The 14,298-nt window shown below is 53.8% G+C and carries 17 protein-coding genes; 12 read left to right on the top strand and 5 right to left on the bottom strand.

Going from position 1 to position 14,298, the window contains the following annotated elements; genetic code table 11:
- Positions 1 to 53 precede the first annotated feature (53 nt).
- Genes INT84_RS04115 through rimJ form a run of 3 tightly spaced genes read right to left on the bottom strand, consistent with a single transcriptional unit; the run spans position 54 to position 2,225 of the window.
- Complete coding sequence (locus INT84_RS04115; protein ID WP_194205734.1) at positions 54 to 980, bottom strand: Gfo/Idh/MocA family protein; 927 nt, start codon at positions 978 to 980, stop codon at positions 54 to 56.
- A gap of 2 nt (positions 981 to 982) precedes the next feature.
- Positions 983 to 1,630, bottom strand: a complete 648-nt coding sequence (locus INT84_RS04110) for a YceH family protein (protein WP_194205733.1) — start codon at positions 1,628 to 1,630, stop codon at positions 983 to 985.
- 10 nt (positions 1,631 to 1,640) lie between these two features.
- Positions 1,641 to 2,225: a ribosomal protein S5-alanine N-acetyltransferase gene (rimJ, locus tag INT84_RS04105; protein WP_194205732.1), complete on the bottom strand. Its 585-nt coding sequence runs from the start codon at positions 2,223 to 2,225 to the stop codon at positions 1,641 to 1,643.
- A 227-nt stretch (positions 2,226 to 2,452) separates the two neighbouring features.
- Here rimJ and mdtH point away from each other — a divergent pair, with 227 nt between their 5' ends.
- From mdtH to INT84_RS04060, 9 genes are all read left to right on the top strand, one after another.
- A complete protein-coding gene (mdtH, locus tag INT84_RS04100; RefSeq protein WP_194205731.1) occupies positions 2,453 to 3,661 on the top strand; it encodes a multidrug efflux MFS transporter MdtH in 1,209 nt (402 codons plus the stop codon).
- Positions 3,662 to 3,724: 63 nt separating this feature from the next.
- Positions 3,725 to 4,372, top strand: coding sequence for a glutaredoxin 2 (gene grxB, locus INT84_RS04095; RefSeq protein ID WP_194205730.1), 648 nt, complete (start codon positions 3,725 to 3,727; stop codon positions 4,370 to 4,372).
- A 122-nt stretch (positions 4,373 to 4,494) separates the two neighbouring features.
- A complete protein-coding gene (locus INT84_RS04090) occupies positions 4,495 to 5,055 on the top strand; it encodes a lipoprotein (protein ID WP_194205729.1) in 561 nt (186 codons plus the stop codon).
- Positions 5,056 to 5,196: 141 nt separating this feature from the next.
- Positions 5,197 to 6,243: a dihydroorotase gene (pyrC, locus tag INT84_RS04085; RefSeq protein ID WP_194205728.1), complete on the top strand. Its 1,047-nt coding sequence runs from the start codon at positions 5,197 to 5,199 to the stop codon at positions 6,241 to 6,243.
- A 71-nt stretch (positions 6,244 to 6,314) separates the two neighbouring features.
- A complete protein-coding gene (dinI, locus tag INT84_RS04080) occupies positions 6,315 to 6,560 on the top strand; it encodes a DNA damage-inducible protein I (protein ID WP_176917812.1) in 246 nt (81 codons plus the stop codon).
- 283 nt (positions 6,561 to 6,843) lie between these two features.
- Positions 6,844 to 7,098 carry a biofilm formation regulator BssS gene (bssS, locus tag INT84_RS04075; RefSeq protein WP_194206110.1) on the top strand — a complete coding sequence of 85 codons (255 nt, stop codon included), beginning with the start codon at positions 6,844 to 6,846 and terminating at the stop codon, positions 7,096 to 7,098.
- 124 nt (positions 7,099 to 7,222) lie between these two features.
- Positions 7,223 to 8,341 (top strand): N-methyl-L-tryptophan oxidase, encoded by a 1,119-nt coding sequence (gene solA, locus INT84_RS04070; RefSeq protein ID WP_194205727.1) that lies wholly within the window; start codon positions 7,223 to 7,225, stop codon positions 8,339 to 8,341.
- A gap of 366 nt (positions 8,342 to 8,707) precedes the next feature.
- Positions 8,708 to 9,274, top strand: a complete 567-nt coding sequence (locus INT84_RS04065) for a cytochrome b (protein WP_194205726.1) — start codon at positions 8,708 to 8,710, stop codon at positions 9,272 to 9,274.
- 1 nt (position 9,275) lies between these two features.
- Positions 9,276 to 9,851: a YceI family protein gene (locus tag INT84_RS04060; protein ID WP_194205725.1), complete on the top strand. Its 576-nt coding sequence runs from the start codon at positions 9,276 to 9,278 to the stop codon at positions 9,849 to 9,851.
- Between the two features lie 36 nt (positions 9,852 to 9,887).
- Here the strand turns inward: INT84_RS04060 and INT84_RS04055 are convergent, their stop codons facing one another.
- Complete coding sequence (locus INT84_RS04055) at positions 9,888 to 10,937, bottom strand: rhodanese-related sulfurtransferase (RefSeq protein ID WP_194205724.1); 1,050 nt, start codon at positions 10,935 to 10,937, stop codon at positions 9,888 to 9,890.
- Between the two features lie 221 nt (positions 10,938 to 11,158).
- On the opposite strand from INT84_RS04055, the gene INT84_RS04050 reads away from it, so the two are divergent.
- From INT84_RS04050 to INT84_RS04040, 3 genes are all read left to right on the top strand, one after another.
- Positions 11,159 to 12,079 (top strand): Kdo(2)-lipid IV(A) acyltransferase, encoded by a 921-nt coding sequence (locus INT84_RS04050; RefSeq protein WP_176917817.1) that lies wholly within the window; start codon positions 11,159 to 11,161, stop codon positions 12,077 to 12,079.
- A gap of 197 nt (positions 12,080 to 12,276) precedes the next feature.
- Positions 12,277 to 13,509 (top strand): multidrug efflux MFS transporter MdtG, encoded by a 1,233-nt coding sequence (gene mdtG / locus INT84_RS04045; RefSeq protein WP_194205723.1) that lies wholly within the window; start codon positions 12,277 to 12,279, stop codon positions 13,507 to 13,509.
- Between the two features lie 117 nt (positions 13,510 to 13,626).
- On the top strand, positions 13,627 to 14,004 hold the full coding sequence (locus INT84_RS04040) for a MysB family protein (protein ID WP_194205722.1): 378 nt from the start codon (positions 13,627 to 13,629) through the stop codon (positions 14,002 to 14,004).
- Between the two features lie 30 nt (positions 14,005 to 14,034).
- Here INT84_RS04040 and INT84_RS04035 read toward each other — a convergent pair whose 3' ends face one another.
- Positions 14,035 to 14,262, bottom strand: a complete 228-nt coding sequence (locus INT84_RS04035) for a YceK/YidQ family lipoprotein (protein ID WP_194205721.1) — start codon at positions 14,260 to 14,262, stop codon at positions 14,035 to 14,037.
- Positions 14,263 to 14,298: the final 36 nt, after the last annotated feature.

Below are 14,298 nucleotides of genomic sequence, written 5' to 3'. Positions count from 1 at the left end.
CGATTAGTCTACCTGGATTGCCGTGAATTACTACTGCCAGATGTTACAGCGGGTTATCCCTGTGCCCGCTCGCGCCACAATTTTTCAATGATGGACTGAGCCAGAATGGCCTGTTCGCCCGCCGTTTGCGGAACGGTCTGATTTTGCACGCACTCGATAAAATGGCGCGCGCAGTCGACGAAGCCGCGCTGTTCCAGAGTCGTCTGCCAGCCGGGAATAGCCCGGGTAACGATGCCTGCCCCCCGCTCTTCCTGCCATTCGCGCATATCGGTGATATCGATCAGCGCGCCGTCGGTCACCGCCTGTACCGCTTCGCGCTGGCTACCCGCGCGGCGATGCATACTGGTGGTGATTTGCAGTTGACGGTGGTTGAAATGGTGCTCGGCATACAGCATTTCGCCCTGTTCCGTGGTTTGCAGGGTTCCGCTTTTAAGCGCACCTTCACCGCCCGCCAGCCACAGTGCGGTATCCACCACGTGCAGATAATCGTCCAGCAGCGTAAAGCGTAAATCGTGCGGGCCGACGCTGTTGCTGCGGTGTTTGTCCATCCGCAGCGAGAACGCCGCGCCCATGTTGTCTTTCAGCTCTCGGTAGAGCGGCGAGAAACGCCGGTTGAAACCGACCATCAATGTCAGATGCTTACGCTCAGCCAGGGCGATGAGCCGCTCAGCATCTTCCAGGTTTTCCGCCAGAGGCTTATCCACGCAGACGTGAACGCCTGCGTTGAGCAGCTCACTGACCACCGCATAATGCGATGCGGTGGAGGTGTGGACAAATACGGCGTCACACTGGGCTGCCAGTTGCGGGAGTGAATCCGCACAGGGCAGACGATAACTCTCACAGATCCGCTGCGCTTTCTCTTTCGTCGGCGACCAGGCCGCCTGTAGCGTCCAGTCCGTCGCCGCGCTTAATACCGGCAGCCAGGCTTTCTGGGCGATCCCGCCCAGCCCGACCACACCAATGCGTAATTTATTGGTCACGTTTACTCTCCCAAATGCGCCAGCAGCGATTCAAGCCGCTGTTTAAGTTCAGCGACTTCGCCTTCCAGCGCGTCGACACGGGCGTAGAGATCGTCAGACGCCGCAGGGGCAGCGTCAGGCGCTGCCGTGGCGATGTCGACCTCCCCGCTAAACAGATGCATAAAACGGCTTTCGCGCCGTCCCGGCTCCCGTGCCAGCCGCACGACAAAAGGGCCATCTTCCCGGCTGGCCAGTTTTTCCAGCGCATTTTCTACTTCGTTCATATCGCTGAATTCGTGCATGCGCTGGGCGCGACTGCGCAATTCTCCCGGCGTCTGCGCGCCGCGTAACAGCAACGTGGCGATCAGCGCAACCTCCGCCGGAGACAATTTCAGATCGCCAAATTCAGAATTACAAAAACGCTGCTCGTACTTAGTCACCCGATTGCCAAAGCCACTGACGGTGCGCAGATAGTGGCGTTTCACCAGCGCATCCAGCACCTCCTGAACCTCCTGTTCGCTCAGCGACATCACCGGCTCACGGTTGGTTTTCTGATTGCAGGCGGTAACGACCGCATTAACGGACAGCGGGTACTGTTCAGGGGTAGTCACCTGCTTTTCCAGCAGACAACCGATAACGCGCGCTTCCGTTACGGTTAACGTATATTTCATTTTTTTCTCCTTATCGACCGGCGGTCCATTGCGGGGTAGTCAGTGCCGTCAGTACATGATCGCGCCACTCGCCGTTAATTAACAGATAGTCTTTGGCGTAACCCTCTTTCTCAAAACCCAGCCGTGCCAGCAGTCCGCCGCTGCGCTGATTATGCGGCATGTAATTCGCCATGATGCGATGAATATGCTGGGTCCGCTGCATATAGCGGATGGCGGCGGTAAGCGCCTCGAACATCAGCCCCTGCCCCTGCCATTTCTGGCCGATGGAGTAGCCGAGATAGCAGGCGTGGAACGATCCGCGAACCACGTTAGAAAAGTTAGCTACGCCGATAATCTCTTTTTCTTCCGGGTCGAGCAGCGCAAAATAAAACGCCGTGCCCTGTTTGTGGAATTCGTTAATCATGCCAAGCCGCGCCTGCCAGCCTGAGGGATAACAGTGGCTGTCATCGCGCACCGGCTCCCAGGGTTTTAAAAACTGTCGATTCTGCGCGTAATACTCCGCCAGCCGCCAGGCATCACGGTCGTGAACCAGACGCACGACCAGCCGGTCCGTGGTCAGGCGTACTTTCGGCACGTTACTGCGATAGCCAAACATGTAGACTCCTTCACTTACTTCTTGCCCTGGTCACTTCACTATACCTGCCCACAGGGCTGGTGTGAAAACAACAACATACCATTTTCTGCGCCAGGTCCCTTTTTCGATAAAAGGTATCAATCAAAGCGGCCGTTTGATTAAAAAATATCGTCGCGCAAAAGGTGGGAAAAATGGTGGACGGGCCGCAAAATAGGCGGGTACTCGCCTTTTTGTTTCCCGGAGGGGAAATGTCCCGTATCTCGCAGGCACGGAGCCTGGGTAAATATTTCCTGCTGATAGATAACATGCTGGTCGTGCTCGGCTTTTTCGTGGTCTTTCCGCTGATTTCGATTCGCTTTGTCGATCAAATGGGCTGGGCCGCATTGATGGTCGGTATTGCTCTCGGTTTGCGCCAGCTTATCCAGCAGGGTCTCGGTATTTTTGGCGGAGCCATTGCCGACCGCTTTGGCGCGAAACCCATGATTGTCACCGGAATGCTGATGCGCGCCGCCGGTTTTGCCACCATGGCAATCGCGCAGGAGCCGTGGATGCTGTGGCTTTCCTGCCTGCTTTCGGGCCTTGGCGGCACGTTGTTCGACCCGCCGCGCTCGGCGCTGGTGGTGAAATTAGTTCGACCGCATCAGCGTGGTCGCTTTTTCTCACTACTCATGATGCAGGACAGCGCAGGCGCGGTGATTGGTGCCCTGCTGGGCAGCTGGCTTTTACAGTACAACTTTAGTCTGGTGTGCAGCGTCGGCGCGGTGCTGTTTATTGCCTGCGCCGCGTTTAATGCCTGGTATCTTCCTGCCTGGAAGCTGTCAACGGTGAAGGTGCCGGTGCGTGAAGGGCTTGCTCGCGTGCTGCGTGACAAGCGTTTTGTCACCTATGTTCTGACCCTGACCGGTTACTATATGCTGGCCGTGCAGGTGATGCTGATGCTACCGATTATGGTCAACGACATTGCCGGCACCCCGTCGGCGGTTAAGTGGATGTATGCGATTGAAGCCACGCTGTCGCTTAGCCTGCTTTACCCCCTGGCGCGCTGGAGCGAAAAACGGTTTCGTCTTGAACATCGCTTAATGGCAGGCCTGCTGATCATGACGCTCAGTATGCTGCCCATCGGGCTGGTGGGCAGCCTGCAACAGCTTTTCTCGCTGATCTGCACCTTCTACATTGGCTCGATTATCGCTGAACCGGCGCGCGAAACGCTGAGTGCCGAGCTGGCGGATGCCCGCGCACGCGGTAGCTATATGGGCTTCAGCCGTCTGGGATTAGCCTTTGGCGGCGCACTGGGCTACGCCGGCGGCGGCTGGCTGTTTGACGCCGGCAAAGCCTCCGGCCAGGCCGAGCTTCCCTGGTTTATGCTGGCGATGATTGGCCTGATGACGCTGCTGGCCCTGTGGTGGCAATTCAGCCAGAAACGCGCCGCGCCGGGTATGCTGGAGCCGTGGACCTGATTTGATTAGCCTCTGTTTCTCTTCCATACTGAAGGTCTGGACGGTAATACCTGGAGGAGAAACGTGAAGCTTTATATTTACGACCACTGCCCTTACTGTGTAAAAGCCCGAATGATCTTCGGCCTCAAAAATATCCCTGTTGAGCTGAACACATTGCTCAGCGACGACGAGGCAACGCCGGTCAGAATGATCGGTCAGAAGATGGCTCCTATCCTGCAAAAAGATGACAGCCGTTACCTGCCGGAAAGCCTCGACATCGTGCATTACGTCGATAACGTTGACCGAAAACCGCTGCTGACCGGCGATCGCAACCCTGCTATTGAAGAGTGGCTGCGTAAAGTGAACGGCTACGCTAACCGTTTGCTGATCCCGCGTTTTGCGAAATCACCGTTTGATGAATTTTCCACCCCGGAAGCACGTCGTTATTTCACGGAGAAAAAAGAGGCCCAGCTGGGCAGCTTTGCCGATCACCTTGCCCATTCCGCCGGGCTTATTAAGAATATCAGCGACGATCTGCGCATTCTGGATAAACACATTGTGAAACCCAACGCGGTGAACGGTGAGCTTTCGGAAGATGACATTCACCTGTTTCCGCTGTTGCGTAATCTGACCATCGTCGCCGGGATTAACTGGCCGACCCGGGTTGCTGATTATCGCGACAACATGGCGAAACAGACACAAATCAATCTGCTCTCTTCTATCGCGTCGTAACCATCTGGCGGACGGACGTCCGTCCGCCAGTACTTTTAAGCCTTTTCCTCTGTTAATTTCTGTGCTGACAGTACATGCTGCCTGTGTCAGGATAGATGACAGGCATGATGCAGAGGAAACCCATGAAGAAGATTGTTGTTGCCGCCGCGCTGATCGTCAGCGGCCTGATCGTCGGATGTAACCAGCTTACCCAGTACACCGTCAGTGAGTCGGAAATTAATCAGGCGCTACAAAAACGGAATAATTTCTCCAAAGACATTGGCCTGCCGGGCGTGGCTGACGCACATATTGTCCTGAACAACCTCACCAGCGCCATTGGCCGTGAAGAGGCGGATAAAGTGACGCTGAGCGGCGATGCGTTGCTGGATATGAACTCCCTGTTCGGTAGCCAGAAAGCCACGATTACCCTGAAGCTGAAAGCGCTCCCCGCCTTTAACAAAGAGCAGGGCGCGATCTACTTGCAGGAAATGGAAGTGGTGGATGCTGACGTGAAGCCAGACAAAATGCAGCCGGTGGTGCAAACCCTGCTCCCTTATTTGAATCAGTCACTGCGCAACTACTTTAACCATCAGCCGGCTTATATGCTGAAAGATGACGGTGGAAAAGGCGAAGCACTGGCTAAAAAATACGCTAAAGGCATTGAAGTGAAGCCGGGTGAAATCGTCATTCCTTTCACCGATTGATCGTTTTGCTGGCCTCCCGCGCAAGCCTGCAAGGTGCTCCCTCTGGCTTGCGTAATACAATAAAAGAGTGCAAACGAAAACGTTTCCGCCTATTCTTAGTGCCCGGCAAGAAACAGCCCTGATACCCGCCGGAGCGCTCTAATGACTGATCAACCGCAAGTACTCAAAATCCGCCGCCCTGACGACTGGCATCTCCATCTGCGTGATGGGGAAATGCTGAAAACCGTCGTCCCTTATACCAGCGAAATTTATGGCCGTGCGATTGTCATGCCCAATCTGGCACCGCCTGTCGTGACGGTAGATGCCGCGATAGCCTACCGTCGGCGCATTCTGGATGCCGTCCCTGCCGGACATACTTTTACGCCACTGATGACCTGTTACCTGACCGATTCGCTGGATCCGGCAGAACTGGAGCGCGGTTTTAACGAGGGTGTCTTTACCGCCGCCAAACTTTATCCGGCCAATGCCACCACCAACTCAAGCCACGGCGTGACCAGTATTGATGCCATTATGCCGGTGCTGGAGCGCATGGAAAAGCTGGGTATGCCGCTGCTGGTGCATGGCGAGGTCACCCACGCGGATATTGATATTTTTGATCGTGAAGCGCGGTTTATTGAGACCGTTATGGAACCGTTGCGCCAGCGCTTGCCGGGGCTGAAAGTGGTATTTGAGCATATCACTACCAAAGACGCGGCGGATTACGTGCGTGAAGGCAATGAGCGGCTGGCGGCGACCATCACCCCGCAGCATTTAATGTTTAACCGTAATCATATGCTGGTTGGCGGCGTGCGGCCTCATCTTTACTGTCTGCCGATCCTCAAGCGCAACGTTCACCAGCAGGCGCTACGTGAGCTGGTCGCCAGCGGCTTTGACCGCGTTTTTCTCGGCACTGACTCCGCCCCGCATGCGCGTCATCGTAAAGAAGCCAGCTGTGGCTGCGCGGGCTGTTTCAATGCCCCTACCGCGCTTGCCAGTTATGCGTCCGTGTTTGAGGAGATGAATGCGCTGAAGCACCTGGAAGCGTTCAGCTCGCTTAACGGTCCACGCTTCTATCAATTGCCGGTGAACGACACGTTTGTTGAGCTGGTTCGCCAGGAGAGCCAGGTCGCCGAGTCTATCGCCCTGGCTGACGATACGCTGATTCCGTTCCTTGCGGGCGAAACCGTGCGCTGGACGCTGGTAAAATAATTTGAAGCCCCCTGTTGTAAGTTAATGCGCTAAACTGTATAAATATACAGTGCATTACACAGGGGGCAATTATGCGTATTGAAGTCACTATCGCCAGAACCACATCCTTACCGCCCGGTGCGCTGGACGCTCTTGCGGGCGAACTGTCCCGGCGGGTTCTCACTCATTTTCCTGACTGTGACGGTAACGTCAGCGTGCGTTATGCTGCTGCCAATAACCTCTCCGTGTTTGGTGGGCTTAAAGAAGACAAAGATCGCATCAGTGAAATTCTCCAGGAGACCTGGGAAAGCGCTGACGACTGGTTCATTACCGATTAATTTTTGCTCCCTCATTGTGCATGTTTGCCGGGTCGCCCCGGCTTTTTTTCATCTTTTTCCTGCTGGTTTTTTAGTCACTTTCTTATTGATCGTAATACTTAATAAAAATTAAAGAACAATCCCGCGCTTAATCGTTCAAAAAAGACACACCATGAAAAAATATTCCAGCGCAAATATATTTATTGGAACATTTTATCTTTTTATTGATATACTTAAGTTGCTTCAAAAAAAGACGCATTGAACCCAGCAGGTATCGTTTTTTCACGCTTACAAAGGGGTCATGATGGAAAAAAATAATGAAGTCATCCAGACCCATCCCCTTGTTGGATGGGACATCAGCACCGTAGACAGCTACGATGCGCTGATGCTGCGTTTACATTACCAGACCCCCAATCAGCCCGAGACCGAAGATGCAGAGATCGGTCAGACACTATGGCTGACAACTGATGTTGCACGTCAGTTTATTTCTATTTTAGAAGCAGGTATCGCTAAAATTGAATCCGGCGACTACCAGGAAAATGAGTATCGCAGGCATTAATATCACCCAGATTAATGCTGTACATTCACTCAAAAGGCACCCACAGGGTGCCTTTCTTATTTGCGCTACATCTTAAAAAACGTATGCTACCTGTTGTTAATTAATCTCATTCTACGGGAGCGCGATGCAATACGATCTGGTAATTATTGGCAGTGGCTCCGTCGGGGCGGCGGCGGGCTATTATGCTTCACGCGCCGGGCTGAACGTACTTATGACCGATGCCCATCTGCCTCCGCATAAGGAAGGCAGTCACCACGGCGATACGCGGCTTATGCGTCATGCCTATGGTGAAGGTGAAAAATACGTCCCGCTGGTGCTGCGTGCGCAGGCGCTGTGGGAGACATTTGCCGCGGAAAGCGGCGAGGCGGTATTCGAACGCACCGGGGTCATTAACCTGGGTCCGGCAGATTCCCCTTTTCTGGCGAACGTCGCCAGCAGCGCTCAGCGCTGGCAACTGGCGACAGAGCAGCTTGATGCCACCGCCATCATGACGCGCTGGCCGGAAATTCGCGTGCCGGAAAATTATATCGGCATTTTTGAGGCCAATTCAGGCGTACTGCGCAGCGAACTGGCGATTAAAACCTGGGTGCAGCAGGCGCGCGAAGCGGGATGCGCGCAGTTGTTCAACTGCCCGGTGACGGCTATTCATCATCATGACGCCGGCGTCACGATTGCCACTGCCGATGGCGAGTACCATGCCCGTAAAGCGCTCATTAGCGCCGGTACCTGGGTGACGAAACTGGTGCCGTCGCTGCCGCTGCAACCGGTACGTAAGATTTTCGCCTGGCACCAGGCCGACGGGCGCTACAGCAGCAAAAATCACTTCCCGGCGTTCACCGGCGAGCTGCCTGATGGCGATCAGTTTTACGGTTTCCCGGCCGAGGATAACGCCCTCAAAATAGGCAAACACAACGGTGGGCAGGTCATTCATTCCCCACAAGAACGTAAACCTTTTGGCACCATCGGAAGCGACGGCGCTGAGTCATTTTCGTTCCTGCGACAGATCCTGCCGGGCATCGGCGGATGCCTGCATGGTGAAGCCTGTACCTATGATAATTCGCCGGACGAGGATTTCATTATCGATACTCTTCCCGGTCATTTGAATACGCTGTTAATCACCGGCCTTAGCGGCCACGGCTTTAAATTTGCCCCGGCGCTGGGTGTAATTGCCGTACAGTTTGCTAAAGGCGAATCCAGCGAATTTGATTTATCGCCTTTCTCCCTCGCCCGCTTTCAACATTAATCCGGTTGCGGTCTTTGTGGCCGCAGCTTATTTTCTGGGTTTTCATCCTGGCGAATACGTTATTTACTTAGCAGCCTTACTTTGCGCAGTATTGTATTAGTGACGCGAATTTTACTGACAAAAGCTGACACAGATTGATAAAAATATAAAATTAGCTATAAAAATTTGAATGATAGCTTAGATTAAAAAGCCTGCCAACTCGACATCAAGCCGCTGAAAACGCGAACATCCTGAACTAAAAACTTACTTTTATTCAATATTACTGAATAAGTTAAAATAGTTATAAAATTATGCTAATTTGATGTTGCAATATAGTTTATCGCCCATCATTGTAAGCACTCTTAATTCAGTTACGAGATACCGGGTATGAACCTGCGTAATTCCTCACATCGCTACGGATTTGTTTCAATTGCGTTGCACTGGCTGGTGGCTATCGCGGTCTATGGAATGTTTGCCCTGGGACTGTGGATGGTCACGCTCAGCTACTACGACGGCTGGTATCACAAAGCGCCTGAGTTGCATAAAAGCATCGGTATTATATTGATGCTTACGCTGGTGGTTCGCCTGATCTGGCGCACCGTTTCCCCGACTCCGGCAGCCTTGAGCCACTACTCAAAACTTACTCGCATCAGCGCAGTGCTGGCCCATATTGCGCTTTACCTGCTGCTGTTTGCCATCGTGATTAGCGGTTATCTGATCTCCACGGCTGACGGTCAACCGATCAGCGTCTTTGGCCTTTTCGACGTTCCTGCCACGCTGACCGACGCGGGCGTACAGGCCGATCTGGCGGGCAATCTGCATTTATGGCTGGCATGGAGCGTGGTGGTCCTGTCCGTCCTGCACGCGCTTGCCGCCCTCAAACACCATTTCATCGATAAAGACGATACCCTGCGCCGCATGCTGGGAAAATCGTCCCCTGACTCTGGAGCGTAATATGAAAAAAAGCCTGCAAGGATTGTTACTGGGAAGTCTGCTGCTGACCGCTGGTTCAGCCATTGCCGCAGATTATAAAATTGATAAAGAAGGCCAGCACGCCTTCGTCAATTTCCGCATTCAGCATCTCGGTTATAGCTGGCTGTACGGCACCTTCCGCGACTTCGACGGTACGTTTACTTTTGATGAGAAGAACCCGTCTGCCGATAAAGTTAACGTGACGCTGAATACCAACAGCGTGGATACCAACCATGCAGAGCGCGATAAACATCTGCGCAGCGCCGATTTTCTGAATGCGGCAAAATTCCCGCAGGCGACATTTAAATCGACCGCGGTTAAAGCCGACGGCGATGCGCTGGATGTGACCGGTGATTTGACGCTGAACGGGGTGACTAAACCCGTGACGCTGAAGGCGAAGATGATCGGTCAGGGTGACGATCCATGGGGCGGCAAACGCGCCGGTTTTGAGGCGGCAGGTAAAATCAGCCTGAAAGAGTTTAATATTAAGACCGATCTCGGCCCGGCATCGCAGGATGTAGAGCTGATTATTTCGGTGGAAGGCGTACAGCAGAAGTAATGATTAGCCCGGCAGTTCAGGCTGCCGGGCTACGTGTTATTCCGGGTCGGGAATACCCAGTTTAGTGTTCAGACGCCCCCGGGACTTATTGAAGATCTTATTACCGTTTTCACGCCCCGCGCGTAGCTGGCGCTGTTGCTCTTCAGGCAATGCCCTCTCCGTCTGGCACGCTTCACTGCAACATCCGGAATACTTTTCTGTACAGCTCGGGCACTGAATAAACAGCAGATGGCACCCGTCGTTCAGGCAGTTGGTATGGCTGTCACAGGGCGCGCCGCACTGGTGGCAATGGGCAATGATATCATCGGAAATGCGCTCGCCCATCCGCTCGTCAAAGACAAAGTTTTTACCGATAAACCGTACCGGCAATCCCTGTTCACGCGCCCGGCGCGCGTATTCAATAATGCCACCTTCAATGTGCGAGACTTTGTTAAAACCGTTATGTTTCATCCAGGCGCTGGCTTTTTCGCAGCGGATCCCGCCGGTGCAATACATGACAATTTTTTTGTCTTTATGCTCCTGCATCATTTCCACCGCTTTCGGCAACTGCTCACGGAAGGTATCAGCAGGGATTTCCAGCGCGTTTTCAAAGTGCCCCACTTCATATTCGTAGTGGTTGCGCATATCGATAAACAGGGCGTCCGGATCGTCGAGCAGGGCGTTAACTTCGGCGGCTTTAAGGTAGTCACCGACATCGCTGGCATCAAAACTGGCGTCTTCAATTCCGTCGGCGACAATACGTTCGCGCACTTTCAGGCGCAGCACCCAGAATGATTTACCGTCATCGTCGAGGGCAATATTAAGGCGCAGCCCCTGAAGCGCAGGATCGACATTCTCCAGCAGCGCCCGCAGCGCGTCGGTTTTGCTTTGCGGAATACTGATTTGGGCATTAATCCCTTCGTGCGCCAGGTAAATACGGCCAAAGACGTTGAGCTCAGTCAGGGCAGTATACAGCGCGTCGCGCGTCGCTTTGGGATCGGCAATGGTGAAATATTTATAGAATGAGATCGTCGTGCGCGGTTCGGTCTCGGCCAGCATCCGCGCCTTCAGTTCTTCATTCGAAATGCGGTTGTGTAACACTGGCATGGTGTACGTTCCTGCAATCATGAATAAAAAAGATAAGCGGGCGGCATCATATAGCAATAACTGTCAATTTACATCCCCACATTTTTAGCTACATTTGCATCATCTACAAAACTTACAATCCACAACTGCTGTTTTACTACTCACTTCGTCGCGTAAAATGTTGGCATCAGATAAAAAAGTGCGACAATAGAGCCAGTTGTAAATTTAATTACAGGAATGACATGACGCATTTACCAAAATTCACCGTGGCGCTGCTTCATCCGCGATACTGGTTAACCTGGCTGGGCATTGGCATGTTATGGCTGGTCGTGCAGCTACCCTACCCGGTTCTTTATCGCCTTGGACATGGTCTTGGTCATCTGGCACAACGCGTTATGAAACGTCGGGTAAAAATTGCCGCGCGTAATCTGGAGCTCTGTTTTCCTGAGATGAGCCAGACGCAGCGCGACGAGATGGTGCATAAAAATTTCGAATCTGTTGGCATGGGCTTGCTTGAGACCGGCATGGCCTGGTTCTGGTCGGATCGCCGGATGGCACGCTGGACCGAGGAGCGCGGCATGGATGCGATTAAGGAGCAAATCGCGCAGGGTCGCGGGATCTTACTGATCGGCGTCCATTTTCTGACCCTGGAAATGGGCGCGCGTATTTTTGGCATGCATCTTCCGGGCATTGGCGTTTATCGTCCTAATGATAACCCGGTGCTGGACTGGTTGCAGACCTGGGGGCGGATGCGCTCCAATAAAGATATGATCGACCGCAAAGACGTAAAAGGCATGATCCGCGCGCTGAAAAACTGCGATGTAATTTGGTATGCTCCCGATCATGATTACGGCCCGCGCACCAGCGTGTTCGTGCCGTTTTTTGCGGTAGAGCAGGCAGCGTCTACTTCCGGGACCTGGATGCTGGCCCGCACCTCCAAAGCCTGCATTGCGCCGTTCGTGCCGCGTCGTAAACCCGATGGCAAAGGTTATGAACTTATCGCGCTTGAGCCGGAATGCGATCCCCCTCTGGATAGCGCCGAAACGACCGCCGCGTGGATGAACAAGATCGTCGAGAAGTGCATCATGATGGCCCCCGAGCAGTATATGTGGCTGCATCGTCGTTTTAAAACGCGTCCTCAGGGTGTGCCTTCCCGTTATTGATGCCGGGATGCCAGGCTTTTACCCGACCTGCCCGGCGGCGCAAGCTTGCCGGGCCTGCGCTCAATCCACCCGCCAGCCCCCATTCTAAGCTTTAAAAGCTATCCCGTTTGCAGCTCCCCGTGGCCGGGCGCATAATTAGCGGGCTTATCATATTTTTAGCTAAACTTAGTTTATTCTGTGCTGCATTGCGGGAGCCTATGGCCTCTTCAGATACCCCGATCAACTGGAAACGTAATCTTACGGTCACCTGGTTTGGCTGTTTTTTAACGGGTGCCGCGTTTAGCCTGGTCATGCCCTTCCTGCCACTCTACGTCGAACAACTCGGCATCACCGATCACAGCGCACTGAATATGTGGTCGGGACTGGTCTTCAGTATCACCTTCCTGTTCTCCGCCTTTGCCTCGCCGCTGTGGGGTGGCCTCGCCGACCGTAAAGGACGCAAAATTATGCTGCTGCGTTCTGCCCTCGGCATGGCGATAGTAATGATGCTGATGGGAATGGCGCAAAACATCTGGCAGTTTTTGATCCTGCGGGCGCTGCTCGGGCTGCTCGGCGGCTTCATCCCGAATGCGAACGCGCTGATAGCCACGCAAATCCCTCGTAATAAAAGCGGCTGGGCGCTGGGCACACTTTCCACGGGGGCGGTCAGCGGCGCGCTGTTAGGCCCTCTGGTGGGCGGCCTGCTCGCCGACAGCTACGGCCTGCGCCCGGTGTTCTTTATGACCGCTGGCGTGCTGTTTTTGTGTTTCCTGCTCACGCTGTTTTGTATTCACGAACAATTTGTCCCGGTAGCGAAAAAAGAGATGCTCAATGCCCGCCAGGTCATTGCCTCACTGAAAAGCCCCCGGCTGGTGCTGAGTCTGTTTATCACCACCCTGATTATTCAGGTCGCTACCGGTTCCATTGCGCCAATTCTGACGCTTTACGTGCGCGAGCTGGCAGGCAACGTCAGCAACATCGCGTTTATCAGCGGGATGATCGCCTCTGTGCCCGGCGTGGCGGCGCTGTTAAGCGCTCCCCGTTTAGGTAAATTGGGTGATCGCATCGGCCCGGAGAAAATCCTGATTGCGGCACTCGTCGTTTCGGTACTGCTGTTGATCCCGATGTCATTTGTGCAAACGCCGCTCCAGCTCGGTATTTTACGCTTTCTGCTCGGTGCCGCCGATGGCGCGCTGTTGCCCGCCGTACAAACGCTGCTGGTGTATAACTCCACCAATCAAATCGCCGGGCGTATTTTTAGCTATAACCAGTCATTCCGCGATATCGGCAACGTCACCGGTCCGCTGATTGGTGCGGCCGTATCCGCCAGCTATGGCTTCCGTGCTGTCTTCCTGGTGACCGCTGGCGTGGTGTTATTTAACGTTATCTACTCGACCTTCAGTCTGCGTCGCCGACGTCCTGCCCGGGCACCTGAACAACCGGTTGATTAAGCGGGTTTTTCGCCAGGTCATACGCGATGTGGATGATTTTTTGCTGTTCAACCTTGCACTGGCCAATATTCAGCTATTCTTTCCCTGAACAACACGTCGAATCACAGGGAGATACCAATGACTATGTATGCCACACTCGAAGAAGCCATTGATGCGGCGCGCGAAGAGTTTCTTGCCAATACCCCCGGTGTTGAAGAGGAAGAGGCCAACATTCAGCAGTTAAGCATCCAGAAGTATGTGTTACAGGATGGCGACATCATGTGGCAAGCCGAATTCTTCGCCGAGGAGGGTGAGAACGGTGAATGTCTGCCTGTCCTCAGTGGAGAGGCAGCGCAAAGCGTATTCGACGACGACTATGACGAAATCGAACTTCGTCAGGAGTGGCTGGAAGAAAATACGCTGCATGAGTGGGATGACGGCGAGTTTCAGCTCGCGCCGCCGCTGGATACCGAAGAAGGCCAGGCAGCGGCTGACGAATGGGATATTCGTGATTAACGTCTAACCTTGCCGCCGATCACGGGCCTGTTATTCATAGGGCCCGTGACTGGCATCCAGCGGTAATAGCAGCGTATCAAAAATTAGAGAAAACGGCAGATCCAGAACGGTCAGCCAGCGCCAGCTGGAATCACGCACGTCCCACTGCACGCCAGGATAATACTGATTACCATGCCCCTGTCCGGGAATGGTACGGCTGATAACACTGCCGCAGCCGCACAGCATTATCGACATCGCTACGACCAGTACCATTCTCATGATTTTCCCCTGCCCTAAAAAAATACCGGCCTGAGG

It is taken from the genome of Superficieibacter sp. 1612_C1, from assembly GCF_015234305.1.
Taxonomy (GTDB): domain Bacteria; phylum Pseudomonadota; class Gammaproteobacteria; order Enterobacterales; family Enterobacteriaceae; genus Superficieibacter.
This window is presented reverse-complemented; position numbering and strand designations above follow the sequence as displayed.